This is a genomic window from Actinomycetes bacterium, assembly GCA_035489715.1.
Taxonomy (GTDB): domain Bacteria; phylum Actinomycetota; class Actinomycetes; order JACCUZ01; family JACCUZ01; genus DATHAP01.
The window spans coordinates 1-21,471 of record DATHAP010000168.1; the positions used below are offsets into that span (position 1 = coordinate 1).

Annotated in this window: 23 protein-coding genes; 7 read left to right on the forward strand and 16 right to left on the reverse strand. The window is 73.4% G+C overall.

Annotation, left to right across the window (positions count from 1 at the left end; genetic code table 11):
- On the forward strand, window positions 1-664 hold a 664-nt coding region (locus tag VK640_13655; GenBank protein HTE74227.1), incomplete at its 5' end, for a diacylglycerol kinase family protein.
- On the opposite strand, the gene VK640_13660 is transcribed toward VK640_13655, so the two are convergent.
- The 8 genes from VK640_13660 to VK640_13695 all read right to left on the reverse strand — a co-directional run bounded on the left by VK640_13660 (window position 639) and on the right by VK640_13695 (window position 8,686).
- On the reverse strand, window positions 639-1,796 hold the full coding sequence (locus VK640_13660) for a phospholipase D-like domain-containing protein (GenBank protein ID HTE74228.1): 1,158 nt from the start codon (window positions 1,794-1,796) through the stop codon (window positions 639-641). The genes VK640_13655 and VK640_13660 overlap by 26 nt on opposite strands.
- Window positions 1,797-1,810: 14 nt before the next feature.
- Window positions 1,811-2,782 (reverse strand): LuxR C-terminal-related transcriptional regulator, encoded by a 972-nt coding sequence (locus VK640_13665; GenBank protein ID HTE74229.1) that lies wholly within the window; start codon window positions 2,780-2,782, stop codon window positions 1,811-1,813.
- Between the two features lie 238 nt (window positions 2,783-3,020).
- The gene (locus VK640_13670) at window positions 3,021-3,440 is read right to left on the reverse strand and encodes a DUF3151 domain-containing protein (GenBank protein ID HTE74230.1); all 420 of its coding nucleotides are present in this window, start codon (window positions 3,438-3,440) and stop codon (window positions 3,021-3,023) included.
- Window positions 3,437-4,585, reverse strand: a complete 1,149-nt coding sequence (locus VK640_13675; protein ID HTE74231.1) for an endonuclease/exonuclease/phosphatase family protein — start codon at window positions 4,583-4,585, stop codon at window positions 3,437-3,439. The genes VK640_13670 and VK640_13675 overlap by 4 nt, the downstream gene beginning before the upstream one ends.
- 95 nt (window positions 4,586-4,680) lie before the next feature.
- Entirely contained in the window at window positions 4,681-5,220 is a 540-nt protein-coding gene (locus tag VK640_13680; protein ID HTE74232.1) for a hypothetical protein, read from the reverse strand.
- 146 nt (window positions 5,221-5,366) lie between these two features.
- Window positions 5,367-6,398 carry a class II fructose-bisphosphate aldolase gene (gene fbaA, locus VK640_13685; GenBank protein ID HTE74233.1) on the reverse strand — a complete coding sequence of 344 codons (1,032 nt, stop codon included), beginning with the start codon at window positions 6,396-6,398 and terminating at the stop codon, window positions 5,367-5,369.
- Between the two features lie 90 nt (window positions 6,399-6,488).
- Complete coding sequence (locus VK640_13690; protein ID HTE74234.1) at window positions 6,489-7,853, reverse strand: FAD-dependent oxidoreductase; 1,365 nt, start codon at window positions 7,851-7,853, stop codon at window positions 6,489-6,491.
- Window positions 7,850-8,686 (reverse strand): GNAT family N-acetyltransferase, encoded by an 837-nt coding sequence (locus VK640_13695; GenBank protein ID HTE74235.1) that lies wholly within the window; start codon window positions 8,684-8,686, stop codon window positions 7,850-7,852. The genes VK640_13690 and VK640_13695 overlap by 4 nt, the downstream gene beginning before the upstream one ends.
- A 64-nt stretch (window positions 8,687-8,750) precedes the next feature.
- Here VK640_13695 and VK640_13700 point away from each other — a divergent pair, with 64 nt between their 5' ends.
- Window positions 8,751-9,344 (forward strand): class I SAM-dependent methyltransferase, encoded by a 594-nt coding sequence (locus VK640_13700; protein HTE74236.1) that lies wholly within the window; start codon window positions 8,751-8,753, stop codon window positions 9,342-9,344.
- 115 nt (window positions 9,345-9,459) lie between these two features.
- On the opposite strand, the gene VK640_13705 is transcribed toward VK640_13700, so the two are convergent.
- Entirely contained in the window at window positions 9,460-10,107 is a 648-nt protein-coding gene (locus VK640_13705; protein ID HTE74237.1) for an RNA methyltransferase, read from the reverse strand.
- Between the two features lie 23 nt (window positions 10,108-10,130).
- On the opposite strand from VK640_13705, the gene VK640_13710 reads away from it, so the two are divergent.
- Genes VK640_13710 through VK640_13720 form a run of 3 tightly spaced genes read left to right on the forward strand, consistent with a single transcriptional unit; the run spans window position 10,131 to window position 12,001 of the window.
- Entirely contained in the window at window positions 10,131-10,748 is a 618-nt protein-coding gene (locus tag VK640_13710; protein HTE74238.1) for a DedA family protein, read from the forward strand.
- A 10-nt stretch (window positions 10,749-10,758) separates the two neighbouring features.
- Window positions 10,759-11,274 carry a RodZ domain-containing protein gene (locus tag VK640_13715; GenBank protein HTE74239.1) on the forward strand — a complete coding sequence of 172 codons (516 nt, stop codon included), beginning with the start codon at window positions 10,759-10,761 and terminating at the stop codon, window positions 11,272-11,274.
- Window positions 11,275-11,311: 37 nt separating this feature from the next.
- Complete coding sequence (locus VK640_13720; GenBank protein HTE74240.1) at window positions 11,312-12,001, forward strand: DedA family protein; 690 nt, start codon at window positions 11,312-11,314, stop codon at window positions 11,999-12,001.
- A 60-nt stretch (window positions 12,002-12,061) separates the two neighbouring features.
- On the opposite strand, the gene VK640_13725 is transcribed toward VK640_13720, so the two are convergent.
- The 3 genes from VK640_13725 to pyrE all read right to left on the reverse strand — a co-directional run bounded on the left by VK640_13725 (window position 12,062) and on the right by pyrE (window position 14,087).
- A complete protein-coding gene (locus VK640_13725; protein ID HTE74241.1) occupies window positions 12,062-12,394 on the reverse strand; it encodes a hypothetical protein in 333 nt (110 codons plus the stop codon).
- A 544-nt stretch (window positions 12,395-12,938) separates the two neighbouring features.
- Window positions 12,939-13,499, reverse strand: a complete 561-nt coding sequence (locus VK640_13730; GenBank protein ID HTE74242.1) for a LemA family protein — start codon at window positions 13,497-13,499, stop codon at window positions 12,939-12,941.
- Window positions 13,500-13,541: 42 nt separating this feature from the next.
- Window positions 13,542-14,087 (reverse strand): orotate phosphoribosyltransferase, encoded by a 546-nt coding sequence (gene pyrE / locus VK640_13735; protein ID HTE74243.1) that lies wholly within the window; start codon window positions 14,085-14,087, stop codon window positions 13,542-13,544.
- A 30-nt stretch (window positions 14,088-14,117) separates the two neighbouring features.
- On the opposite strand from pyrE, the gene VK640_13740 reads away from it, so the two are divergent.
- A complete protein-coding gene (locus VK640_13740) occupies window positions 14,118-14,861 on the forward strand; it encodes a hypothetical protein (GenBank protein HTE74244.1) in 744 nt (247 codons plus the stop codon).
- Window positions 14,862-14,875: 14 nt separating this feature from the next.
- Here the strand turns inward: VK640_13740 and VK640_13745 are convergent, their stop codons facing one another.
- Both VK640_13745 and VK640_13750 read right to left on the reverse strand, forming a co-directional pair.
- On the reverse strand, window positions 14,876-15,898 hold the full coding sequence (locus VK640_13745; protein HTE74245.1) for an NAD-dependent epimerase/dehydratase family protein: 1,023 nt from the start codon (window positions 15,896-15,898) through the stop codon (window positions 14,876-14,878).
- Between the two features lie 57 nt (window positions 15,899-15,955).
- A complete protein-coding gene (locus tag VK640_13750) occupies window positions 15,956-16,702 on the reverse strand; it encodes an SRPBCC family protein (protein ID HTE74246.1) in 747 nt (248 codons plus the stop codon).
- 214 nt (window positions 16,703-16,916) lie between these two features.
- Between VK640_13750 and VK640_13755 the strand changes: the two genes are divergently transcribed.
- Window positions 16,917-18,014: a pyridoxal phosphate-dependent aminotransferase gene (locus VK640_13755; GenBank protein ID HTE74247.1), complete on the forward strand. Its 1,098-nt coding sequence runs from the start codon at window positions 16,917-16,919 to the stop codon at window positions 18,012-18,014.
- Here the strand turns inward: VK640_13755 and VK640_13760 are convergent.
- Both VK640_13760 and clpB read right to left on the reverse strand, forming a co-directional pair.
- Entirely contained in the window at window positions 17,989-18,804 is an 816-nt protein-coding gene (locus VK640_13760; GenBank protein ID HTE74248.1) for an SDR family oxidoreductase, read from the reverse strand. The genes VK640_13755 and VK640_13760 overlap by 26 nt on opposite strands.
- Window positions 18,805-18,875: 71 nt before the next feature.
- Entirely contained in the window at window positions 18,876-21,464 is a 2,589-nt protein-coding gene (clpB, locus tag VK640_13765; protein HTE74249.1) for an ATP-dependent chaperone ClpB, read from the reverse strand.
- Between the last annotated feature and the right edge of the window lie 7 nt (window positions 21,465-21,471).

Sequence of the window (21,471 nt, forward strand, 5' to 3'; positions counted from 1 at the left end):
CGGCGAACCGCTGGGCCTGGTGCCCCTGGGCACCGGCAACGACCTGGCCCGGACCCTCGGCATCCCGCTCGAGCCGGCCGACGCCGCCCAGGCGCTCCTCGACGGCAGCCCGCGCCCGCTGGACCTGCTCGTCGACGACGACGGCGGTGTCGTCGTCAACGTCGTGCACCTGGGTGTCGGCGCCGAGGCCGCGGAGAAGGCCACCGGGCTCAAGGACCGGCTGGGGAAGGCGGCCTACCCGGTCGGCAGCGTCCTCGCGGCGGCCGGCCCCACGGGGTGGGACCTGCGGGTGGAGGTCGACGGGTCGGTCGTCGAGGTCGACGGGCCGGCCCTCATGGTGGTGGTCGCCAACGGGCGCACGATCGGCGGCGGCGCCGAGGTCGCGCCGGACGCGGCGCCCGACGACGGGCTGCTCGACGTCGTGGTGGCGACCTCCACCGGGCCGCTCGCACGGCTCGGCTTCGGCGTCGCGCTGCGCGAAGGCGAGCACGTCGAGCGCGAGGACGTGACCACCCGCCGCGGGAGCACGGTCACCGTGTCGGGACAGCCCTTCCCGCTCAACGCCGACGGCGAGCTCGACGGGCCGGTCGCGTCCCGGACCTGGCGGGTGGAGCGGGGCGCCTGGGCGCTGCTGGTGGCTACATCCAGCGGCGGATCGGGCTGACCGCCTTCTCCTGCACCCGCTGGGTGACCGACCGGTTGCGCCACCGGGTCAGGTCGATCTCGATGCTGCGCTCGAAGTCCTCGTCGAGGTGCGCGTCCAGCGTCGCCGTCAGGTCGCGGTCCAGCGCGATCAGCACGACCTCCTCGTCGTGGTCCAGGGAGCGCCGGTTGAAGTTCGACGACCCGATGACCGCCGCCTGGCCGTCGACCGTCATGACCTTGGCGTGCATCATCGACGGCTGGAAGGTCCAGACCCGGACGCCGCAGTTGACCAGCCGGTCGTAGACACCCTCGCTGGTGAGCTGCGAGACCCGCTTGTCGGCGTGCGGCCCCGGGACGACGAGGTCGACGTCGACGCCGCGGGCCGGTGCGTCGCAGAGCGTGTCGAGGAAGTCGGAGTCCGGGGCGAAGTAGGCCGTGGCGATCCGCAGCCGCTCCCGCGCGGAGCAGAGCATGACGTGGAACGCCGACTGCATGTCGTCCCAGCCGATGCTCGCCGAGCCGCGGACGATCTGCACCGTGCTGCTGCCCGTCTGCGGCTGCTCGGGGAACTCGTCGTCCTCGGAGTAGAGCTCCTGCCCGGTCTCGGCCCAGTCCTGGATGAAGGCCGACTGCAGCCCGTCGACCGCCGGCCCCTCGACCCGCAGGTGCGTGTCGCGCCACTCGTTCTCGTTGCGGGCGTCGCCCGTCCACTCCTCCGCGATGCCGACGCCGCCGGTGAAGGCGATGCGGCCGTCGACGACGCAGACCTTGCGGTGCAGCCGGTGGTTGGCCTTGAACGGCGACTTGAGCCACGGCTTGCGGAACCACTCGACCTGCACGCCGGCCCGGTCCATCTCGTCGACCAGGGTGCCTTCGATCAGCCGGCCCCCGAGGGCGTCGATCAGCAGGCGGACCCGGACGCCGGCCCGGGCCCGGTCGCTCATCGCCTTGGCGAGCTCGACCGCGATGTCCCCGCGCCAGTAGACGAACGTCATCAGGTCGACGGTGCTCTGCGCCCCCCGGATCGCCTCGAGCATCGCGGGGAAGATCTGGTCACCGTTGCGCAGGACGGTGACGGAGTTGCCCTCCGTGAACGGCGTCCCGATCACAACCTCGAGACGGCGACGCAGGACATGCTCGAAGTCGGCCACCGGGTCAGACTAGGTCAGAGCAGGCCACGCCGGTGCGCCTCCACCCCGGCCTGGAAGCGCGTGCGGGCGCCGAGCTCGTCCATCAGCTCGGCGACCCGGCGGCGGACCGTGCGCAGCGACAGGCCGAGCTGACGTGCGATGGTCTCGTCCTTCGTGCCGCTCACCAGCAGCTCGAGGATCCGGCGCCGGTCGTCGAGGGCCCCGTCGTCGTCAGGCAGCTCGAGCGGTGCGGCCCGCACCCACAATTGCTCGAAAAGCTCGAGGACCAGGGCGACCAGACCCGGCGCGCGCACGATCAGCCGGGCGCCGCCCTCGTTCTCGTCACCTTCGGCGGACACCAGCGCGACCTCGCGACCGAAGACCGCGATGGTAGGCAGCGGCTGGACGGACAGCCGGACCTGCTCGCCGGCGACGGCCCAACCCTGCACGTAGTCCAGCCGGCGGTCGTCCTCGAGCACCTCCACGGGGTAGAGACCACGCATCCGCCGGCCCTCCCGGAGCTGGTGGCGCACCAGCTCGACGTAGGTCGGTGAGTCCACGTCGATGTGGATCGCCTGGTGGCAGGAGACGATGTCGCCGCTGGTGCCGCGCTGCAGGTCCTCGACCCCGGCGAACGACTCCTCGGCGCTGAGCAGCTCGACCGGCATCCGCGACCAGGCCCGGGACTGGCCGACCATGTGGTCGGCGGCGAAGCCGGCCAGCGCGGCGCGCACCGTGTCGAGCCGGGCCCGCTGCTCCTCGAGGTCGCTCAGCGACGCGTGCAGCATGGCCATCAGCGTCGTCGCGGGGGACGCCGGAGCCGGCCCGGTGGGCGTCGGGCTGATCAGGCCCAGCTCGGCAAGGCCGTCGAGGGCGGCGGCCACCCGCTCGTCCGGGAGCCTCAGGTACCCGGCCAGCCCGGCGGCGTCGAGGTCCGGGTTGCGCAGCAGCGCCCGGTAGACGGTCTCCGCCTCGTCGTCGAGCCCCCACACGCCCAACGCGCTCACCCGGCCCACCCTAGGTCCGACGGCGCTTCGGGCTGGCAGGTTGGTGTCAGTGGCAGGGACGAGCCAGGTCAATCCGGGCCAGAGGGGGCAAGATGGGCCGCGACGAGGCGCGGAACCGCGGCAGGGGACGGTTCTGCGCCTCGTCGGCGTCTTGCGGCGTCGACGTTGATCGAGCGGATCGTCAGCCCACCGGGGCGTCTCGGGGCGCCCCGGTGGCATGACGATCCCGGCGGCGCGCTCAGTGCCGGTCGGCTGCCAGCTCCGCCACGGCGGTCGCGCTGGAGTCCGCGAGGAACGTCCGGCAGCGCTGCGCCTCCTCGTCCTCGCCGATCCGGCCGGCCGCGACGCCCAGCGCGTGCAGCGCCCGCAGGAACCCACGGTTCGGCTCGTGCTCCCAGGGGACCGGGCCGTGACCCTTCCAGCCGTTACGACGCAGGGCGTCCAGCCCCCGGTGGTAGCCGGTCCGCGCGTAGGCGTAGCCCTCGACCGCGCGGCCGCCGGCGAGCGCCTCCTCGGCCAGCACCGCCCACGCCAGGCTCGACGTCGGATGGTCGGCCGCGACCTCCACGGCGGGCCGGCCGGCAGCCAGCTCGCCCCGGCCCGGCTCGTCGGGCAGCTCGGTCGCCGGCGGCTCGCCGAGCAGGTTGCCGGAGGTCACGGCCGGCCGATGTGCAGGGTGGCAACGACGCCCGCGTGGTCCGACGGCCACAAAAGGCGCGGCGCGCCGGTCACCGTGCTGGTCGCCCGGTCGGCCAGCTCTTCGCCGACCACGTGCGCCTCGGTCGCCTCGATGACGGGGTCCTCGGGAGAGTCCGGCTCGGGTTCGTAGAGGACGTAGTCGATCCGGTGGTCGATCTTCGACGGCACGTTGGTCAGCGGGTCGGTCTGGCCGGACGTGTCGCCGTCGCCGGTTCCCGGTGCCTCGATCCACGCGTCGGCCAGCCCGATCGACGTCAGCGTCTCGTAAGCGACCACGTCGTCTCCCTCGGGCTCCTCGTCGCGCCGTTGGGAGTTGAGGTCGCCGACGAGCACCACGGGGTGCGGGGAGGCCGTCAGGGACTCGGCCAGCTCGGCGGCCTGCAGGTTGCGGACCGTCGCGCTGAACGCCTCGAGGTGGGTGTTGGCGAACCGGAACGTCTTGCCCCGCACCTTCACGTCGACCGTGGACCAGCCACGGATGATGCGGGTGCTGCCGACCGGCAGGGTCACCGGGATGCCGGCCACGAACGTGTGCGGCTGCGGATTCGCTGCCTTGAGCCGCGACGTGGGCAGGTCAGCCCGCGCGATCACGACGTCGCGGTCGGTGAACCGCACGGCCAACCCGAGAGGTGGGATCGGCACCGTCGGGCTGACGAAGTTGGTGTTCGAGGCGATCACCCGGTACGGGGTCCCACGCTCGGCGAGCGCGTCGAGCAGCAGCTCCTGGAAGTCGTAGGACGGCACCGGCGCCCCGGAGAGGGAAGTGGTGGCCCAGTTCGCCACCTCCTGCAGGCCGACGACGTCCGGGTCGTCCTCCGCGAGCAGGTCGGCGATCGCCTCCGCCCGGGCCGGGAAGTCGGTCGCCACGACGTTCTGCCACAGCGCGGCGGCCGCGGCGACGAACTCCGGCACAGTGTCGACCTCCGGTTCGACGAGGCTGCCGATGTTGCCGCCGAGGAAGAGGTTGTAGCTCGCGACGCCCACCTCGCGCTGCGGCGACGGCGATGCGCCGGCCTGCGGTGCGGCGGTGAGCAGCGACAGGGCAGCGACGAGGAGGGCAGCGAGCGCCCCGACGAGTCGCGGCGACGTACGACGTGCAGACATGGGCGAGCCCCTCCATGGTCGGGTCCTGCGGTGTCCCGAGGGGGACCCCACCACGAAGGGGCTCGTCCGGCAAGAGCCCTTGGTCGGCTGCCGCGTCAGGCGGTCGCCTCCTCCACCGCGTCGGGGGCGTTCGCGACCACCCGGTGCACGCTGGCCGTCACGGTGACGGTCGGCACCAGGGTGGTGCGGTCCACGACGAAGTCGAAGTCGCGCGACTTCACGACGACGTGGTCGCCGACGAGCACGGCGGACAGGTCGACGACGCCGTCACGGGTCACCTTGGCGTCGGCGAGCACGGTGACGGTGACGTCGGTGCCGCGCAGGTCCTTGTAGCGGCCGCCGTGCACGGTGAAGGTCAGGGTGGCGTCGGCGGCCTCGACGGCGAGGGCGGTGTCGGTGGCCGCGACCGGGGCGACCGCGGGGGTCACGGCCTTGACCTTGCCGCCGAGCACGACCTTGCCCTTTGCCTTGGCCTGGCGCTCGAGCTTGCGGGCCTCGGCCCGGGCCTTGGCGAGCTGGGACTTGCTGACGCCGGTCGACGTGGAGCCGCCGTCGTCGGCCACGGCAGCGGCGGCCGGTGCGAGGGCGAGCGCCGCTGTGACGAGCAGCGCGGTGGAGGCGGAGCGGACGGACATGAAGACTCCGATGACGTATGAGGACCCCGAGGTACGTCCTCTACGTCGGCGCCCGCCGCCGGCCGTCTTGAGACGAAACGGGCAGAACCGGCCCGGAATCCCCCGATCGGGTCAACCGGACGCCACGCGTCGACCCGCCGACGTCCTCAGGCCTTGCCCAGAGACGTCCCGGCCGAGCGGAGGTCCTCGCACGCCTCGACGACGCGCGCGGCCATGCCCTTCTCGGCCGCCTTGCCGTAGGAGCGGGGGTCGTACTGCTTCTTGTTGCCGACCTCGCCGTCGACCTTGAGCACGCCGCTGTAGTTGCTGAACATGTGGTCGACGATCGGCCGGGTGAAGGCGTACTGCGTGTCGGTGTCGACGTTCATCTTCACCACGCCGTAGTCGAGCGTCTCGCGGATCTCCTCGAGGGCCGAGCCGCTGCCGCCGTGGAAGACCAGGTCGAACGGCTTGCCGGTGCCCAGCTTGGCGCCGACCTCGTCCTGGATGTCCTTGAGGATCGACGGGCGGAGCTTGACGTTGCCGGGCTTGTAGACGCCGTGCACGTTGCCGAACGTCGCGGCGAGCAGGTAGCGGCCGACCTCGCCCGGGGCACCGAGCATCTCGACGGTGCGCACGGCGTCACCCGGCGTCGTGTAGAGCTTCTCGTTGATCTCGTTGGCGACGCCGTCCTCCTCGCCGCCGACGACGCCGATCTCCAGCTCCATGACGATCTTCGCTGCGGCACACGCCTCGAGCAGCTCGCGGGCGATCTGCAGGTTCTCCTCCAGCTCGACCGCCGAGCCGTCCCACATGTGCGACTGGAAGAGCGGCTCCCGGCCCTCGGCCACCCGCTGCTTGGAGATCTCGACCAGCGGCCGCATGTAGCCGTCGAGCTTGTCCTTCGGGCAGTGGTCCGTGTGCAGCGCGATCTGCACCGGGTACGCCTTCGCGACGTGGTGGGCGTACTCGGCCAGGGCCTGCGCCCCGAGCACCATGTCCTTGACGGTCGAGCCGGACAGGAACTCGGCGCCGCCCGTCGAGACCTGCACGATGCCGTCGCTGCCGGCCTCCGCGAAGCCCTGCAGGGCGGCGTTGAGGGTCTGGGACGACGTCACGTTGATCGCCGGGTAGGCGAAGGCGCCGGCCTTCGCGCGGTCCAGCATCTCGCCGTAGACGTCGGGGGTGGCGATGGGCATGGCGGGCTCCCTGGTGGATCGGCAGGCGGCACACGTGCTTGGCCGTCGTCTTCATCCTCGCAGAGCCCGCCGGCGCCGGGGAACGGCGTCTCAGCCGGCGCGCACGAGGTCCGCAGCCTTCCGCGCGGCGATCAGCACCGGGTCCCACGTGGGCGAGAACGGTGGGGCGTAGCCGAGGTCGAGGGAGACCACCTCCTCGACCGTCATCCGGTTCCACAGGGCCACCGCGAGCACGTCGATACGCTTGGCCGACGCCGCGCCGCCGACGATCTGCCCGCCCAACAGGCGACCGCTGCGCTGCTCCACCACGAGCTTCACCGTGACCTGGTCGGCTCCCGGGTAGTAGCCGGCCCGGGTCCGCGACCCGACCTGGACGGTCAGGTAGCGGAAGCCGACCGCGTCGCAGTCGCGCTCGCGCAGCCCGGTCCGCGCGATCTCGAGGTCGCACACCTTGCTCACGGCCGTCCCCACGACACCGGGGAACGTCGCGTAGCCCCCGCCGAGGTTGGTGCCGGCGACCCGGCCCTGCTTGTTGGCGTGGGTGCCGAGCGCGACGTGCACCCGGTTGCCCGAGACGAGGTCGATCGACTCGACGCAGTCGCCGGCCGCCCACACGCCGTCGGCGTCGAAGACCCGCATCTGCAGGTCGGTGACCAACCCGCCCCACCGGCCCAGAGGCAGCCCGGCAGCGGCGGCCAGAGTCGTCTCCGGCTCGACGCCGGTGCCCAGCACGACGACGTCGGCCGGCAGCTCGCCCTGGTCGGTGACGACACCGGTTGCCCGCCCGTCCGGGCCGGTCGTCACCTCGCGCAGCTGCACCGACGTCCGCACGTCGATGCCCATGTCCTCCATCGCCTGGTGCACCTGGGCGCCCATGTCCGGGTCGAGGGTGGCCATCGGCTCCCGCGAGCGGGTCACCACGGTCACCTCCAGGCCGCGGTTGACCATCGCCTCTGCCATCTCGATGCCGATGTAGCCACCGCCCACGACCACCGCACGTCGCGGGCTGTGCTCGAGGGTGTCGAGCAGCGCCTCGCCGTCGTCGAGGGTCTGCACGCCGTGCACGCCGGGTGCGGTCACGCCGGGGATCTCGGGACGACGGGGGCGGGCGCCGGTGGCGATCACCACCTCGTCGAAGCCCATGCGGTACGTCGTCGAGGTGCCGTGGTCGCGCACCTCCAGCTCGCGCCGGTCGAGGTCGAGCCCGGTGGCCTCGTGGCGCAGCCGCAGGTCGATGCCGTTGGCCCGGTGCTCCTCCGGCGTCCGGGCGACCAGGGCCGCCTCGTCATCGACCACGCCACCGACCCAGTAGGGGATGCCGCAGGCGGAGTAGGAGGCGTGCCGGCCCCGCTCCAGGGCGAGCACCTCGAGGCCGTCGCCGCGCAGCCGCTTGGCCTGCGAGGCCGCCGACATGCCCGCGGCGTCGCCTCCGACGACGACCAGCCGCTCGGTCACGGCTCGGCGACCGTCGCGGGCGCCCACACGTACGGCGTGGTCGACGTCAGCGTGCGCAGGCCGAGGCGCTCGAGGATCGGCCGGCTGTCCGGCGAGGCGTCGACCTGCAGGAAGCGGAAGCCGCGCTCGGCGGCCTCGTCGGCGCGGCGGGCGACGAGCGCCTTGTAGATTCCGCGGCGGCGGTACTCCTCGAGCGTGCTGCCGCCCCACAGCGACGCGAAGTCGGTGCCGTCGTGGAAGCGCACCCAGGCGGCGCACACGACGGCCCCGTCGCCGGACTCGGCCAGCCACACCGACATGGCGGCCGGGTCGTCGAGGTGCTCGGCGGCCAGGGCGCGCACGTGCTCGCCGGAGTCCTGCGACCAGACCGTCGAGTGCAGGACGTTGATCCGCTGCCAGTCCAGCGCCTGCTCCTTGGCGTCCTCGGCGATCCGGCGCACGGTGATGCCCGGCACGTCGGCAGCACCGGCCAGCCGCTCGCGCACCACGTCGACCTCGCCGACGACGAGGGCCTCCTCCTCCTCCGGGGTGAACCGGGCGGCGAGCAGGCGCTGCGCCAGGTCGGCGGGGCGGTCGTAGCCGTAGTGCTTCCACTCGAACTCGACGCCGTACGGCCGGAAGCGCTCGACCGCCGCGGCGATCGCCGCGTCGGCGGTCGACTCGTCGAGGTCGCTCCAGAACACGCCGCCGCCCCACGGCGCGTCCCCAGCGGGCAGCAGCAGCGTCATGGCGCCCGGCTCGGTCACCGTCTCCTGCTCGAAGCCCGGCGGCGGGTCAGCCGGGTTGCGGCGCACCTGGGTGTCGAAGTGGGCGAGCAGCTCGGCGTCGTCCATGCCTCCCGACCCTAGTGACCGACCGCGGCTGCGGGTCCATGCTGTCCACGGGGAGGTGCTGGCGATGAAGAGGTACGCGTTCGCCTACCGCGTCGGCATGACGCCGTGGGAGAAGTACGGAGCGGCGGCGGCGGAGAGCATCGCCGCACTGCTCGACCGAGAGGAGGCCGACCGGCCGCGGCCCCTCGGCCGGGCGCTCGACCTGGGCTGCGGGCGCGGTCAGTACACGCCCGAGCTCGCCCGGCGCGGCTGGGAGGCGGTCGGGGTGGACGTGGTGCCACGCGCGGTGGAGGCGGCCCGGCGGGCAGGCCCACCCGGAGTGACGTACGTCGTCGGCGACGTGACCGCGCTCCCGAGCTCCCTCGGGGGGTTCGACTTCTTCCTGGACGTCGGCTGCTTCCAGGGCTTCGGTGAGCCGCAGCGCATGGCGCAGGGGCGCAGCATCACTGCGCTGGCGAACCCCGGCGCTACCCTGCTGATGCTGGAGTTCGGGGCGACCCTGATGCGGTCGGTGACCGGCGGGGTGACGCAGGCCGAGGTCGAGCAGGCGTTCCCCGGCTGGGAGCTGCTCTCGGTCGAGGCGGCCTCCACCGCGTCGCTGGGCTGGCCGCTCGACCGCACGTCGCCGCAGTGGTACCGCCTCCGCCTGCGCACCTGACCCGGCGTTCCGCGCCGCTCCACCGGGCTGGCGGGCCTCCGTACCACCTTCCGCACCGCTCACCCGCCAGCCGGTCGCGTCCGGAGCCGGGTCGTAGGCCCAGGTCGAGCTGTGATCAGAGCTCATGGCCGGTCACGTGCTGGCGGACCCAGGTGTGCATCGCGATGGCGGCCGCAGCCCCGACGTTGATGGAGCGGGTCGAGCCGTAGTGCACGATCGAGACGACGAGGTCGAGCTGCTCGCGGGCGGCCGGGGAGAGCCCCGGTCCTTCCTGGCCGAGCAGGAGCACGGCGTGGCGGGGCAGCCGCGTCTCCTCGAGGGGGACCGAGCCGGGGAGGTTGTCGATACCCACCACGGCCAGCCCCTCGGCGTGCGCCCAGGCCAGCAGCGCGGCGACGTCCTCGTGGTGGCGGACGTGCTGATAGCGGTCGGTGACCATGGCGCCGCGGCGGTTCCACCTTCGCCGCCCGACGACGTGCACCTCCTCGACCAGGAAGGCGTTCGCGGTCCGCACGACCGACCCGATGTTGAAGTCGTGCCGGAGGTTCTCGATGGCCACGTGCAGGTCGTGGCGGCGCCCGTCGAGGTCGGCGACGATCGCCTCCCGCCGCCAGTAGCGATATCGGTCGACCACGTTGCGCCGGTCGCCGTGGGCGAGCAGCTCCGCGTCGTACCACGGGTCGTCGGGCCACTCCCCGGTCCACGGCCCGACGCCGACCTCGTCGCGGGGCTCGTCGGCGTCCTCGGTGGGCGGGTCGGTCACCCGGCGCAGCCTAGAGTTGCGCGGTGCTGCCCGACCTGGACCCGGACCTGGGGACGCTCGGGGCGGGCGCCGTGTACGCGATCGTCCTCGGCTTCGTGTTCGTCGAGTCGGGGCTGCTCCTCGGGTTCTTCCTGCCCGGCGACACGATCCTTTTCGGCGCCGGTCTGGTGTCGGCCGAGGACGGCTCGGGCGTGCACCTCGGCTGGCTGGTGGCCGGCGCGTTCGCGGCCGCCGTCCTCGGGGACTCGGTCGGCTATGCGACAGGCTTCCGGCTGGGCCGCACCTGGCTGGACCATCGGGTCGAGGCCGGCCGGATGGACCCTCGGCACCTGCAGCGGGCCGAGCAGTTCTACGAGCGCTACGGCTGGTGGTCGGTGGTGACGGCCCGGTGGATCCCCTGGGTGCGCACCTTCACGCCGGTGCTCGCCGGGACGAGCCGGATGAGCTATCCGCGGTTCCTGTCGGCCAACCTGGTCGGCGCGCTGGGCTGGGCGGTCGGCCTGCCGGTGCTGGGGCACCTGGCCGCCGACCGGCCGGCTCTGAAGTACGTGGCCTACGCGGTGGCGGCGTTCTTCGTCGCCGCGTCCCTCGTCCTGGGTGTCGGCGCGTGGGTCCGTCGGAGGCGTTCCGCCAGGCAGTAGCGTCGCGAACATGGGCCGTCACACCCAGCCCGGCACCGGTGCACCGACCCCGGACACCGGCTTCTGGGTGCGGATCGCGGCCGCGGCGGTCGTCCTTGTGCTGGCCCTGGCCTGGTGGGTGACCTCGCGAGGAGGGGACGACCCGGTCACCACGACCGGCCCGGACCGCACGACCAGCCCCCCGGCGGCCTCTACGACAGCATCGCCGAGCGCCACGTCGAGCCCGACGTCCACGAGCCCGTCGTCGTCACCCTCGTCCAGCGCGTCCGCCTCGGCCGGGCCGACGAAGCGGCCGCCGCTGCTTGCCTTCGCGGTCAAGCGCAAGAGCTACATCACCGTCCGGGTGCCGGGTGGCCGGACCATCGTGTCGCGGCTGTTCCAGCCGGGGGCCACGCGCAGCTTCGACGCCAAGGTGCTGCAGGTCGTCAACGGCCGGCCGAACGCGGTGCGCTTCGTGGTCAACGGCCGGCCGCGGGAGCCCGGCCCGGCCGACCAGCCGGAGACGTTCACCGTCCGCCGCCGCTGACCGGGTCCGCCGCCGGGTGCGCCGGTAGCCTTCTCGGATGTCCGCCTCCGCCCTCGGCCCCTCGTGGCTGGACCCCAACACGCTGGTCGACAACTTCGGCCTGGTGGGGATCCTCGTCGTGGTCTTCGCCGAGTGCGGCCTGCTGGTCGGCTTCTTCCTGCCCGGTGACTCGCTGCTGTTCACCGCGGGGCTCCTGGTGAAGCAGGGGTCGATGAGCCAGCCGATCTGGCTGGTCTGCCTGCTGATCACGATCGCGGCCATCGCCGGCAACCAGGTCGGCTACATGATCGGCCGGAAGGCCGGCCCGGCCGTCTTCAGCCGCCCGGACTCCCGGCTGTTCAAGCAGGAGTACGTCGACAAGTCCTATGCCTTCTTCGACAAGTACGGCGCGCGCGCGATCGTGCTGGCCCGCTTCGTGCCGATCGTCCGGACGTTCATCACGGTCACCGCCGGCGTCGGCAGGATGCACTACCGCACCTACCTGATCTACACGATCGTGGGCGGTGTGCTCTGGGGCACCGGCGTGACGATGCTCGGCTACGCGCTGGGCGGTGTGGACTTCGTGGCCGACCACATCGAGCTGATCCTGATCGGGATCGTCGCCGTCTCGGTCATCCCGGTCGGCTTCGAGCTTCTGCGGGCCCGGTCGCGCAACCGGGACGAGCGCTACGACGAGCCGGCCGAGCGGGAGCGGGTCGAGCAGGAGAAGCTCAACCCCGACGTCTGATTCGTGGTCGTGGTCAGGTCGTGGTCGTCCTCGGCGTCGTGATCCCGGTCGACGTCGGGGTCATCCCGGCCCTGGCGCCGGCGTTTTGCGGCTGACCTCGTAGTGGAGGACGAGGAACGCGAAGCCGCAGACCCAGAAGGCATGCTCCGCGCGCAGTGCGCCGTCGCGGACATAGACGCCGAGCTGCTCGTCGAACCCTGGCACGCCGAGCGTCGTCAGCTCGTCCGACTGCGGGTCGATGTAGGTCAGGTAGTGGCCGGGCTGGCCGAGCTCGCTCCTGCTGGTGAGCCCCAGACCGCCCCCTGCCCGGGTAGATGCCGACGTAGATGCCGCCGATGGCTGCGGCCAGGTCCAGGACGTAGCCGGTGCCGACGTATCGGGTCCACGAGGCACGTGGCACGACGAACTGCAGCTCGGCTGCGTCGACCCGCTCGGCGAGGAGAATGACCTGCGGGTCCCGGAAGACGGCTGCCGACAGGACCCGGTAGACCAGCACGGTGCTGGCGGCCACGACCGAGCCCGGCGCCTGGCGCCTCCCGAGCACCCCTCCCACGGCGAGACCGACCAGCGGCCCGAGCACGACCTTCTGCGGCCGGATGCCGAGCAGCCCCGCGCACGCCCCGCTCATGACGCCGACCGTGCGCGGGCCGACGCCCGCGACCCGAGCGACTGACCAGCCGGCAGGCGCGGCCAGCGCGGCACTGGCGGCGATCCGCGACCACAGGGCGGGGATCTCGTTCGGGCGCTGCAGGGCGCGGGCCACGCCGTCGACGACCGCAAGGGCGACGGCGCCGGCAGCAGTGGCGGCGGCTGCCTGCTTGGCACCGCGGTGGCTCGTCAGCGTCAGCCCCGCCAGGCCACCGACGGCCGGGGGGAACACGACACCTCCGAGGCGGCCGGGGGGCTCCGGTCGCTTCCGCTCCACTGCGCGCCCGGGTCAGGAGAAGTCGACGGTGGGCGCGGACCGGACGGCCTCGTCCTCGACCTCGAAGTACTCCTCCCCGTGGAACCCGAACACGCTCGCCACCAGGTTGGACGGGAACGACTCGACCCGGGTGTTCATCGCCCGCACGTTGGCGTTGTAGAAGCGTCGGCCGGCGGCGATGCGGTCCTCGGTCTCGGTGAGCTCGCGCTGCAGCTCCAGGAAGGTGGTGCTCGCCTTGAGCTCGGGGTAGGCCTCCGCCACGGCGAAGAGACGGCCCAGCGCCTGGCCGAGGATCCCCTCCTGCTGCGCCTGCTGGGCGGGCGTCGACCCCGGGGCGGCGGCCTGGGCACGCGCCTTGGTGACCGCGTCGAAGACCTCGCGCTCGTGGGTCGCGTAGCCCTTCACGGTCTCGACCAGGTTGGGGATCAGGTCGTGCCGCCGCTTCAGCTCGACGTCCACCTGGCGCCACGACTCCTGCACCAGGTTGCGCTGCCGGACGAAGCGGTTGTACGAGACCACGACCGCGACCGCGAGCAGGACGACGACGGCCAGCACGATCCAGAGGGCGGTCATGGGCCCGGATCGTATCCACCGGGCAGCTGGTACTGCGGCCCGTCAGCCCAGACCGAGGTCCGCGAGGTCGTAAGCCGCGAGGTACTCGAGACCTTCGGCCCGCACGGTGTCGGCCGCGCCGCGCTCGACGATCACTGCCACGCCCACGACCTCCGCGCCCGCCTCGCGCAGCGCCTCGACGGCGGCCAGGACGGAGGCGCCGGTGGTCGAGGTGTCTTCGACGGCCAGCACCCGCCGGTCGGCGACGTCCGGCCCCTCGATGCGCTGCTGCAGCCCGTGCGCCTTGCCTTCCTTCCGCACGACGAAGGCGTCCAGCCGGCGCCCACGTGTCGCAGCGGCGTGCAGCATCGCGGTCGCCACCGGGTCGGCGCCCAGCGTCAGCCCACCGACGGCGTCGTACTGCAGGCCGGCCGTGGCGTCGAGCATCACCTCGCCGACCAGCGGCGCCGCCTCGCCGTCGAGGGTGATCCGGCGCAGGTCGACGTACCAGTCCGCCTCGCGTCCCGACGACAGGACGACCCGGCCGTGCACGACGGCCTTGTCGGTGATCTGGGCCAGCAGCCGGTCACGGGCGGAGGTCTCGTCCATCGCGGGCGAGCCTAGGGCAGGCTCACGGCGATGACCCCGCTGACCGCGATGCCGCCGCCCGCGCTCGTCCTGGTCCACAGCCCGCTGGTCGGGCCGGCTTCCTGGGGCGACCTGCCGGACGTGCTGCGCGGGCGAGGGCAGGACGCCGTGGTGGTCGACGTGACCGACGACGACCAGCCGCCGTTCGCCCAGCGGTACGTCGCGCGAGCGGCTCTCCAGGTGCGCGAGGCGGTCGGTGAACGGCCGGTGGTGCTCGTCGGGCACTCCGGCGCGGGATACCTGCTGCCCCTGGTCGGAGCGGCCCGGCGGGCCCTGCGCAGCCGGGTGGCGGCCTACGTGTTCCTCGACGCGGGGCTTCCTCCGGCGCGGCCGGCGTCCCGGCTGGACCTACTGGCCACCGAGGTCGCGGGTGGCGACGAGTGGCTGGCCGGGTTCCGCGCCGAGCTGGCCGCCGGTGGGCACTACCCGACCTGGACCGACGACGACCTGGCCGACCTGGTGCCCGACGACGAGCGGCGACGTGCCCTGGTCGCATCTCTGCGGCCGCGGGCCGAGCCGTTCTTCACCGAGACCCTGGCGGTCGCGCCTGACTGGCCGGACGCGCCGTGCGCGATGGTCCGGCTCTCCGAGGCGTACGACCAGCCGGCCCGGGTGGCGGCGTCACGGGGCTGGCCGGTCGTGTCCGCGGACCCCGCGGGCGGCCACTTCGCGCCCTGCGTGGTGCCGGAGACCGTGGCCGACCTCATGGGTGACGTGCTCGGCCGGCTGCTCTGAGGCGAGCCGGTCGGTCACCGGAGCCGGGCGTGGTGGGCGGCCAGGATCCGGCGCTCCTTCTCCGGGTCGATGCCGTGGTTCGCGACGTAGTCGCGGTCCGGCTTGGCGGCCGGCCCCTCGTCGCGCAGCCAGGCCCAGGTGTCGGCGACGGTCTCGACCACCGGCCTCGACCGCAGACCCAGCCGCTCTGCCGCCGCGGTCTGCGCCCTCCACACGTGGTCGGCCTCCTGGCCGGGCGGCATCCAGAGCGGCAGCTCGGTCCAGACCTCGACCTGGTGCTCGAGCAGCAGGTCGTCGGGCACCCAGGTGAGCGTCGCGTCGGAGCCGGTGGCGGCCACGCAGTCCTGCAGCCAGCTGCCCATCGTCGCGTTGCCCTGCGGGCCGGTCGCGTTGACCGTTCCCCCGGTGCCGCCCTCCGCGCAGTCGAGCATGAAGGCCGCGAGGTCGCGGGCATCCACCAGCTGCATGGCGGTGTCCGGGTCGCCGGGTGCGAGGACCTCACCGCCGCGGGAGATGCGCTGCAGCCACCAGGGCAGCCGGCCGACGTTCTCGTGCGGACCGAGGATCAGGCCGGCACGGACGACCAGGGCACGGTCGCCGAACGTCCGGGTGACCGCCCGCTCGCAGCCGGCCTTGAGCACGCCGTAGTCGCCGGCGTCGGGGCCGGCCTCCGGCGGGCAGTCCTGTCCCGGCGCCCCGTCCGGCGTCGGCGCGTGCGGCCAGGTGGTGGTGGCCGACATGCTGGAGACGAAGGCGTAGAAGGCGCCTGCCGAACGCCCGCCCGACAGGACGCCGACCGCACGTCCCACGACCTCGGGGACGAAGCCGCAGGTGTCGACCACGGCGTCGAACTCCCGGTCGGCCAGTTGCGCCAGGTCCGCGTCGGACGCGCGGTCGCCGCGCAGCGCCTCGACGCCTTCCACGTCCGGCCCGCTGACGCCGCGGTTGAACGTCGTGACGTCGGCGCCGCGGCGGACCGCCTCCTCCGCAGTGGCGCGCCCGAGGAACGAGGAACCTCCGATGAGCAGCAGTCGCATGCCACGACCCTGGCGGTCCGCAGCCCCGCTCGCCAGAGCCGTTCGCTGCAGGCGGAGTCAGCCCCGGCGTCGGGCCAGCAGCCGCCAGACGACCAGCAGCAGCACCGCCACCCCGACGACGGGCAGCGCGCGCTTCAGCAGCGGCGCACGGGCGACGTCGAGCACGTCGACCGCGTCGTCGCCGCCGGCCGGGACCCGGCGAAGCGCCGGCGGAGGGACCGTTGCCTGCGGCGCCGCCGCCGCGGTGCCGGCCGCGATGTCCCGGGCGGCCGACTTCGTCTCCTCACCCGGTGTCGCGGCGGCCGCAGCCGGTGCCGCGGTTGCGGCGGCCGGTGCCGCGGTGGCCGCGGCCGGAGCCGGGTCGACGCCGAGCCCGGCGGCCAGGCAGTCGGCGAACTTGTCGAGCAGCTTGTTGCCCACCTCGACCATGACGCCGCGACCGAACTGCGCCGGTCGTCCGGTGATCTGCAGGTCGGTGGTGAGCGTGACGTCGGTGGAGCCGCCCCGGTCGACCAGCGCAGCGGTGATGACCGCGGTCGCGGTCCCCGGACCGCGGGCCTCCTTGGCCGACGCGTCGAGCACCGCGCGACGGGCGGACTCGTCCTTCTCGGTGAACCGGGCCGTGCCGGCGTAGGTGACCTGGATCGGGCCGACCTTCACCTTCAGCCGGCCATGGATCGTCTCGCCGTCGAAGGACTCCACGGTCGCGCCGGGTACGCAGGGGGCGGTTCGCTCGACGTCGAGCAGCAGGTCCCAGGCCTGCGCGACCGGGACGGGCACCGAGAACTGGTGCTCGAGCTGCATCGCCCTACCCCCCACCTGCGGCGGTCCGGGGCCCTCCGGTGAGTGCCCGCGCCAGGTGCTCACGGTAGTCGGGCACGCGGGTCATCCGGGGGGAAGTCGATCGACCGACCCGGGCCGTGCGGTCCTGGGGACCGCGCCGCCTAGGGTCCCTTGGGTGACGCGTCACCACATCGCACGACGGCTGGACGGCCTCGGTACGACGGTGTTCGCCGAGATGTCGGCGCTGGCGCTGGCGACCGGGTCGGTCAACCTCGGGCAGGGCTTCCCTGACACCGACGGTCCCCCGGAGGTCGCCGAGGCCGCGGTGCAGGCGATCCGCGGCGGCGCCAACCAGTACCCGCCCGGTCCGGGCATTCCCGACCTGCGGCTGGCGGTCGCCGAGCACCAACGCCGCTTCTACGGCATCGAGCTCGACCCCGGCACCGAGGTCGTGGTGACGACCGGCGCGACCGAGGCGGTCGCCGCGGCCCTGTTCGGGCTTATCGACCCCGGCGACGAGGTGGTCGCGTTGGAGCCGTTCTACGACTCCTACGCGGCGTGCATCCAGATGGCGGGCGGGGTCCGGGTGCCGGTGACGCTGCGCGCACCCGACTTCCGGCTCGACGTCGACCGGCTCCGTGCCGCGGTGACCTCGCGGACCCGGCTGCTGCTGCTCAACACCCCGCACAACCCGACCGGCACCGTGCTCACGGAGGACGAGCTGACAGCGGTCGCCGAGCTGGCGGTGGAGCGTGACCTCGTGGTGGTGACCGACGAGGTCTACGAGCACATGGCGTTCGACCGGCCGCACCGGCCGCTCGCGACGTTCCCGGGCATGGCCGAGCGGACGCTCACCATCAGCTCGGGTGGCAAGACGTTCTCGTTCACCGGTTGGAAGGTCGGCTGGGCGTCCGGGCCGGCCGCCCTGGTGCGGGCGGTGCTGACGGCCAAGCAGTTCCTGACCTTCGTGTCCGGCGCGCCGTTCCAGCCGGCGGTGGCGGTCGGCCTGCGGCTGCCCGACGCGTACTTCACCGGCCTCCGCGACGGGCTGCATGCCAAGCGTGACCGGCTGGTCGAGGGGCTGCGGGCGGGTGGCCTGACGCCGTACGTCCCCGAAGGCACCTACTTCGTCACCGCCGACGTCCGCCCGCTCGGCTACCAGGACGGCGTGGAGTTCTGCCGCGAGCTGCCGCACAAGGTGGGCGTGGTGGCGATCCCGCACCAGGTGTTCTACGACGACGTCGAGGCCGGGCGGCCGCTGGTGCGCTTCGCGTTCTGCAAGCGCGACGAGGTGCTCGACGAGGCGGTCAGCCGGCTCGCTCGTCTGAGGTGACGTCCTGGTCGGCGGTCGGACGCGCCACCCGCCGCCGCCGCACCTGGCGGCCGATCCCCGACCAGGCGCGGGCCGGCAGGTGCCGGGCCACGGCCACGATCGTCTTGTACTGCGCGCTCGGGACGCAGACCACGGTGCCGCGGGCCAGCGCGGCGAACGCCTCGTCGACGACCTCCTCGGCGTCCAGCCACAGCCAGTCCGGCGTGCGCCGCATGTCGATGCCGGCGCGCTCGTGGAGCTCGGTGTGCGTGAAGCCCGGGCACAGGGCGAGCACCCGCACGCCGGTGCCGGCCAAGTCGCCGGCGAGGCCCTGGGTGAAGGTCGTGACCCAGGCCTTGGCGGCGCTGTAGGTCCCCTGCGGCATGAACCCGGCGACCGACGAGACGTTGACGACCGTCCCGTGCCGGCGCTCGAGCATGCCGGGAACGGCCGCGCGGGTCAGCCGCAGCACGGCCCGGACGAGGACCCGCAGCATCCGCTCCTCGTCCTCGATGTCGCCGTTGACGAACCGGCGGTTGACCGAGAAGCCGGCGTTGTTGACCAGCACGTCCACCGGCCGGTCGCGGTCGGCGAGGCGGGCCTCCACGTCCCGGCAGCCGTCGTCCTCGGCCAGGTCGGCGGCGAGGACCTCGACCTGGACGCCGTACGCCGCCCGGAGCTCGGACGCGAGGGCCTCGAGGCGCTGCCCGTCCCGCGACACGAGGACGAGGTCGTAGCGGTCGCGGGCCAGCCGGCGGACGAAGGCGTTGCCGATGCCGGCGGTCGAACCGGTGACGAGGGCGGTGCTCACCCGGCCCAGTCTCGCAAACAGGCCTTGGACGAGGGCCGGGGCGGGGCCGAGCCGACTGCGGCCCTCGGGGCTCAGGCCTCGGAGAGGGCCACGGTCAGCCCGGAGCCGTCTGCGGACAGGTCGACCCGGACCGTGTCGCCGTCGCGGACCTCGCCGGCGAGCAGGGCACGGGCGAGCGGGTCGCCGACGGCCGACTGCACCAGGCGGCGCAGCGGGCGGGCGCCGTAGACCGGGTCGAAGCCGGTGGCGGCCAGCCATCCACGGGCCGCCTCCGACACCTCGAGGTCGAGGCGGCGGGCCACCAGCCGTCGGCGCAGCGCCTCGACCTGGAGGTCGACGATGCGGGCCAGGTCGTCGGTGGTGAGCGCGTCGAAGACGACGATCTCGTCCAGCCGGTTGAGGAACTCCGGCTTGAACGAGTCGCGCACCGTGGCAAGGACCATCTCGGTGCGGGTCTCGTCGGACAGCGTGGGGTCGACCAGGTGGGCCGAGCCCAGGTTGGACGTCAGCACCAGGATCGTGTTGCGGAAATCGACCGTGCGGCCCTGGCCGTCGGTGAGCCGGCCGTCGTCGAGCACCTGCAGCAGGACGTCGAAGACCTCGGGGTGGGCCTTCTCGACCTCGTCGAGCAGCACCACCGTGTACGGCCGCCGGCGCACTGACTCGGTCAGCTGCCCGCCCTCCTCGTAGCCGACGTAGCCGGGAGGGGCACCGACCAGTCGGGCGACCGAGTGCTTCTCGCCGTACTCGCTCATGTCGATGCGCACCATGGCGCGCTCGTCGTCGAACAGGAAGTCGGCCAGCGCCTTCGCCAGCTCGGTCTTGCCGACGCCGGTCGGGCCCAGGAAGAGGAACGAGCCGGTCGGGCGGTCCGGGTCGGAGATGCCGGCCCGGGCGCGCCGCACCGCGTCGGAGACCGCTCGGACGGCACGGCTCTGGCCGACGAGCCGGCGGCCGAGCTCGGACTCCATCCGCAGCAGCTTCTCGGTCTCGCCCTCGAGCAGCCGGCCGGCCGGGATGCCGGTCCACGCCCCGACGACCTCGGCGACGTCGTCGGGCCCGACCTCCTCCTTGACCATGGCCTCGCGGCTCTCGCTGGCGGCGCGCGCCTCCTCGAGCTCGAGCTCCAGCGCCGGGATCTCGGCGTAGAGCAGCCGCGACGCCGCCTCGAAGTCGCCGCTGGACTGCGCCAGCGCGGCCTGGTTGCGCAGCTCGTCGAGCCGGGAGTTGAGCTCGCCGACCCGGTTGAGCCCGGCCTTCTCCGCCTCCCACCGCGAGGTGAGCGCGGCCAGCTCCTCCTGCTTGTCGGCGAGGTCCTGGCGCAGCGCGACCAGCCGCTCCTGGGTGGCCGGGTCGTCCTCGCGGGCGAGGGCCAGCTCCTCCATCAGCAGCCGGTCGACCTGCCGCTGCAGGACGTCGATCTCGACCGGCCGGGAGTCGATCTCCATCCGAAGCCGGGAGGCCGCCTCGTCGACCAGGTCGATCGCCTTGTCCGGCAGGAAGCGCGAGGTGATGTAGCGGTCGGACAGCGTCGCCGCCGCGACCAGGGCAGCGTCGCTGATGTCGACCTTGTGGTGCGCCTGGTAGCGGTCCTTGAGCCCGCGCAGGATCGCGATGGTGTCCTCGACCGACGGCTCGCCGACCAGCACCGGCTGGAAGCGCCGCTCCAGGGCCGGGTCCTTCTCGACGTGCTCGCGGAACTCGTCGAGGGTCGTCGCCCCGACCATCCGCAGCTCGCCGCGGGCCAGCATCGGCTTGAGCATGTTGGACGCGTCCATCGCGCCCTCGCCGGTCGCGCCGGCGCCGACGACGGTGTGCATCTCGTCGATGAAGGTGACGACCTGGCCGTCGCTGCTCTTGATCTCGTCGAGGACGGCGCGCAGCCGCTCCTCGAACTCGCCGCGGTACTTGGCGCCAGCGACCATCGCGCCGAGGTCGAGCCCGACCAGCCGCTTGTCCCGCAGGGAGTCCGGTACGTCGCCCGCGACGATCCGCTGGGCGAGCCCCTCGACGACCGCCGTCTTGCCGACGCCGGGCTCGCCGATGAGCACCGGGTTGTTCTTGGTGCGCCGGGACAGCACCTGCACCACCCGGCGGATCTCGTCGTCGCGGCCGATCACCGGGTCGAGCGCCCCTTCGCGGGCCCGGGCGGTGAGGTCGACGCCGTACCTCTCGAGCGCCTCGAACGTCGACTCGGGGTCCGCCGAGCTGACCCTCGAGCCGCCACGGACCTCGTCGACCGCCGCGGTCACGGCCGACTCGGTGACCCCGCGGTCGGTCAGCAGCTCGGCCGCCCGGCCGCCGGCCGCGACCAGCGCCACGAGCAGCACGTCGGTGGAGACGTGCGAGTCACCGCGCCGGGTCGCCTCCTCGACGGCCGCCGCCAGGACGCGCTTCCACCCCGCCGACTCGGCAGGCGCCGACACCGACGAGCCGCTGGCGCGCGGCAGGCTGGCGACGGCCTTCTCGGCGTCGTCGCGCACGACCGCGCGCTGCAGCCCGAGCGACTCGAGGACGGCCACCGGCAGGCCGGTGTCGTCCTGCACGAGGGCCCAGAGCAGGTGCTCCGGCTCGAGTGCCGGGTTGCCGTCGCGCAGGGCGCGCCGGGACGCGGCGGCGACCGCCTCGGCGGCCTTCTGGGTCGGCTGGGTGACGTCCATCGGGGTG

Excerpts from the sequence above, each read along its gene's own strand:
- VK640_13675 (HTE74231.1), bottom strand. The coding sequence starts at position 4,585 with ATGTCTGCACGTCGTACGTCGCCGCGACTCGTCGGGGCGCTCGCTGCC.
- VK640_13680 (HTE74232.1), bottom strand. The coding sequence starts at position 5,220 with ATGTCCGTCCGCTCCGCCTCCACCGCGCTGCTCGTCACAGCGGCGCTC.
- fbaA (HTE74233.1), bottom strand. The coding sequence starts at position 6,398 with ATGCCCATCGCCACCCCCGACGTCTACGGCGAGATGCTGGACCGCGCG.
- VK640_13695 (HTE74235.1), bottom strand. The coding sequence starts at position 8,686 with ATGGACGACGCCGAGCTGCTCGCCCACTTCGACACCCAGGTGCGCCGC.
- VK640_13700 (HTE74236.1), top strand. The coding sequence starts at position 8,751 with ATGAAGAGGTACGCGTTCGCCTACCGCGTCGGCATGACGCCGTGGGAG.
- VK640_13715 (HTE74239.1), top strand. The coding sequence starts at position 10,759 with ATGGGCCGTCACACCCAGCCCGGCACCGGTGCACCGACCCCGGACACC.
- VK640_13720 (HTE74240.1), top strand. The coding sequence starts at position 11,312 with ATGTCCGCCTCCGCCCTCGGCCCCTCGTGGCTGGACCCCAACACGCTG.
- VK640_13730 (HTE74242.1), bottom strand. The coding sequence starts at position 13,499 with ATGACCGCCCTCTGGATCGTGCTGGCCGTCGTCGTCCTGCTCGCGGTC.
- pyrE (HTE74243.1), bottom strand. The coding sequence starts at position 14,087 with ATGGACGAGACCTCCGCCCGTGACCGGCTGCTGGCCCAGATCACCGAC.
- VK640_13740 (HTE74244.1), top strand. The coding sequence starts at position 14,118 with ATGACCCCGCTGACCGCGATGCCGCCGCCCGCGCTCGTCCTGGTCCAC.
- VK640_13745 (HTE74245.1), bottom strand. The coding sequence starts at position 15,898 with ATGCGACTGCTGCTCATCGGAGGTTCCTCGTTCCTCGGGCGCGCCACT.
- VK640_13750 (HTE74246.1), bottom strand. The coding sequence starts at position 16,702 with ATGCAGCTCGAGCACCAGTTCTCGGTGCCCGTCCCGGTCGCGCAGGCC.
- VK640_13755 (HTE74247.1), top strand. The coding sequence starts at position 16,917 with ATGTCGGCGCTGGCGCTGGCGACCGGGTCGGTCAACCTCGGGCAGGGC.
- clpB (HTE74249.1), bottom strand. The coding sequence starts at position 21,464 with ATGGACGTCACCCAGCCGACCCAGAAGGCCGCCGAGGCGGTCGCCGCC.